The 3,561-nt window shown below is 76.0% G+C and carries 1 protein-coding gene; it reads right to left on the reverse strand.

Going from position 1 to position 3,561, the window contains the following annotated elements; translation table 11 throughout:
• Positions 1 to 3,561 (reverse strand): SDR family NAD(P)-dependent oxidoreductase (locus tag ABFY07_RS42485; protein WP_346179582.1); only part of this gene is annotated, 3,561 nt, incomplete at both ends.

Genomic DNA, 3,561 nt, shown 5'->3' on the forward strand with positions numbered 1-3,561 from the left:
GGCGAGCGCGCCCGCCCCGGCGGGCGGGGCGGTGGCCGACGCGGGCCGGGCGGCCGGCCCGGCGAGCCCGCGAAGCACCGGGGGCAGGGCCCGGCCGTCCGACACGGCACCGGCCGGCGGCCGCAGCCTCACCGGGGCGAGCAGCGGCTCGCCCTGCCGGAGAGCCAGGTCGAACAGCTCCAGCGCGTCCTCGGTCGGAAGGGGCACGATGCCCATGCCCCGGCTCATCCGGGCCAGGTCGCCCTCGCCCAGGTGCGCGGTCAGGGCGCTGCGCTCCTCCCACAGGCCCCAGGCCAGGGACAGGCCCACCCGCCCGGCGGCCCGGCGGTGCTCGGCGAGGGCGTCCAGGAAGGCGTTGGCCGCCGCGTAGTTGGCCTGCCCCGGGGCGCCGCAGAGCCCGGCGACGGAGGAGAAGAGGACGAACACCGCAGGGTCGTGTGCGGCGGTCAGCTCGTGCAGATTCAGCGCGGCGTCCACCTTGGGCCGCAGCACCGCGTCGAAGTGGCCGGGGGTCAGGGCCTCCAGCGGGGCGTCCGCCAGCGCGCCGGCCGTGTGCACGACCGCCGTCAGGGGTCGTTCGGCCGTGACGGTCTCCAGTACGTGCCGCAGGTCCTCGCGGTTAGCCGCGTCGCAGGCGGCGATCGTGACCTGGGCGCCCGCTTCGGTCAGCTCGTCTTGGAGGGCGGTAGCGCCCGGCGCGTCGGGGCCCTGCCGGCTGAGGAGGACGAGATGGCGCACTCCGTGGGCGGCCACCAGGTGGCGGGCGACGGCGCCGCCGAGCGTGCCGGTGCCTCCGGTGATCAAGGCCGTGCCGTCCGGGTCGAGCGCCGGCGGCACGGTGAGGACGACCTTGCCGATGTGCCGACCCTGGCTGACGTGGCGGAACGCCTCCGCCGCCCGGCGGATGTGCCAGCCGCGCGCCGGAAGGTGGCGCAGCGCCCCCGTTTCGAACAGGCGCAGGATCTCGGCCAGGATCTCCCGCAGCCGCTCCGGGCCGGCCTCCGCGAGGTCGAAGGCGCGGTAGCGCACCCCGGGGTGGGCGTCGGCCACCTGCCCGGGGTCCCGCAGATCGGCCTTGCCCATCTCCACGAACCGGCCGCCGTGAGGCAGCAGGCGGAAGGTGGCGTCGATGAACTCGCCTGCCAGGGAGTTCAGTACGAGGTCCGCGCCGCGCCCGTGGGTGGCCTCGAGGAACCGGTGCTCGAACTCTGTCGTACGGGAGGAGGCGAGCTGGTGGTCGGCCAGGCCGTGGGCCCGCAGCACGTCCCACTTCCGGGGGTGGGCGGTGGCCAGCACGGTGGCCCCCAGATGCCGGGCGAGCTGTACGGCCGCCATGCCGACGCCGCCGGCGGCCGCGTGCACCAGCACCACCGGCTGCCCGGCTCCTTCGGCGGGCCCGGTTCGCTCGCCCGGTCCGGCTCCTTCGCCCAGACCGGTTCGCTCGCCCGGTCCGGCTCCTTCGCCCAGCCCGCCGAGGTCGACCAGACCGTAGTAGGCGGTGACGAACGCGGCGGGCACCGCGGCCGCCTGCTCGAACGACCAGCCGTCCGGTATGCGCGCCACCAGCCGGTGATCGGCGCGGGCCACCGGGCCGAACGCGCCGTCGAAAAGGCCCAGAACCCGGTCGCCCGGTCGCACACCGGTCACATCCGGGGCCACCTCCAGCACCACTCCGGCCCCTTCGGCCCCGATCCGGCTCTCTCCCGGACGCATGTCGAGCGCCACCAGGACGTCGCGGAAGTTGAGACCGGCCGCACGCACACCGATCCGCACCTCGCCGGGCGCCAGCGGCTCGGCCGCCTCGGGGGCCGGTACAAGGGTCAGGTTCTCCACGGTGCCCCGGGTGGGCGCGTCCAGCCGCCAGCACCGCTCACCCGGCGGCGGGGCGAGCCGCCCCGCGTGGTGGCCGCGGACCAGGCGGGGCACCCGGAGTTCCCCTGCGCGCACCGCGACCTGCGGCTCGCCACTGGCCAACGCCGCCGCGATGTCCCGCCACAAGTCGGTGGCGGCGGTTGCGGCGGTGGCGGCGGGCTCCGCAGGGCCGTCGAGGTCGACCAGGACGATCCGGTCGGGGTGTTCGGTCTGCGCGGTGCGCACCAGGCCCCACAGGGGCGCCTGGACCAGGTCCGGCGCGGCTCCGTCGGTCGCCACCGCGCCGCGGGTGGCCACGACCAGCGGGATCGCGGCCAGCCGGTCCTCCGCCAGCCAGCGCTGGAGCAGTGCCACGGTGCGTGCCACCGCGCTATGGACGGCCTCGGCTGTGGCGGGCACGGTGGTGAGGGCCTCGGGGAACATGACCGCGGCGTGCGGGGCCCGCTCGCCGTCCAGTTCCTCGCCGTCCAGTGCGTCGAGGAGTTCCGCCGGATCGTCGTAGGTCAGCAGCCGGATGCCGTCCGGGGACGCCGTGGCCAGGGGACCGGGCGTCCCCACCACCGCCCACTTACTCGCGGTGTCGGCGGGCGGCTCAGCCGGCGCGGACACCGGCTGCCACACGAGCCGGGACAGGTCGTGGTACCCGGCGTCGCCGCGGGCGAGCCGTGCGGGGTCGGCGGGGCGCAGCGTCAGCTTCTCGACGGAGACGACCGGCAGCCCGGCCGGGTCCGTGACCAGCACGGCCAGGGCGTCCGGGCCGGTCGGGGTGAGCCGCACCCGCAGCCGCTGGGCGCTCCCCCGGTGCAGGGTCACCCCCTGCCAGCTGAACGGCAGCCGGACCTCGGTGCCTGCCTCGTCGGCGACGAGCATCGCGTGCAGGGCCGCGTCCAGCAGCGCCGGGTGGACACCGAAGTGTTCGTCGCCGACCGCCGCGGCAGGCGTCCCGGTTCCGTCGGGCAGCTCCACCTCGGCCAGGATGTCCTCCCCCAGGCGCCACATGGCGCGCAGGCCCCGGAAGGCGGTGCCGTATTCGTACCCGCGCCGGGCGAGTGCGGCGTACGGGTCCCGCAGCGGTACGGGAGCGGCTTCGGCCGGCGGCCACTCCGGCCCGCCGGGAGCCGTCGGACCGGCGACCTGAGCCAGCACCCCCTCGGCGTGGCGCGTCCAAGGCTGGTCCGGCGCGGCGTCCTGAGGCCGGGAGTGGATGACAATGGTCCGCTCGGTGGTGGCTTCCTGCGCGGGGCCCACAGTGACCTGGAGGTCCACGGCTCGCCGGTCGGGGACCAGCAGGGGTTCGCCGAGGGTGAGTTCGGTGATCCGGCCGCACCCGACCTGGTCCCCCGCCCTGATTGCCAGATCCACGAACGCGGTACCGGGCAGCAGCACCGTTCCCCGGACGGCGTGGTCGCCCAGCCAGCCTTGAGCGGCCTGGGAGAGCTGCCCGGTGAGCATCACCCCGCCGGTCTCGGCCAGGGGCACGGCAGTGGTCAGCAGCGGGTGGCGCGGCGAACGAGCCGCCGAACCCGGCAGCAGGGCGGCGGCCCCCGCCGCCTTCGCGTCCAGCCAGTAGCGCTGGTGTTGGAAGGCGTAGGTGGGCAGGTCGATCCACGGGTGGTGGGGGGCGTGGCAGACGGTGTCCCAGTCGACGGGGGTGCCGTGGACGGCGAGTTCCGCCAGGGACAGCGTCAA

The organism is Streptomyces sparsogenes subsp. cuspidosporus (assembly GCF_039532705.1).
GTDB classification, from domain to species: Bacteria; Actinomycetota; Actinomycetes; order Streptomycetales; family Streptomycetaceae; genus Streptomyces; species Streptomyces sparsogenes.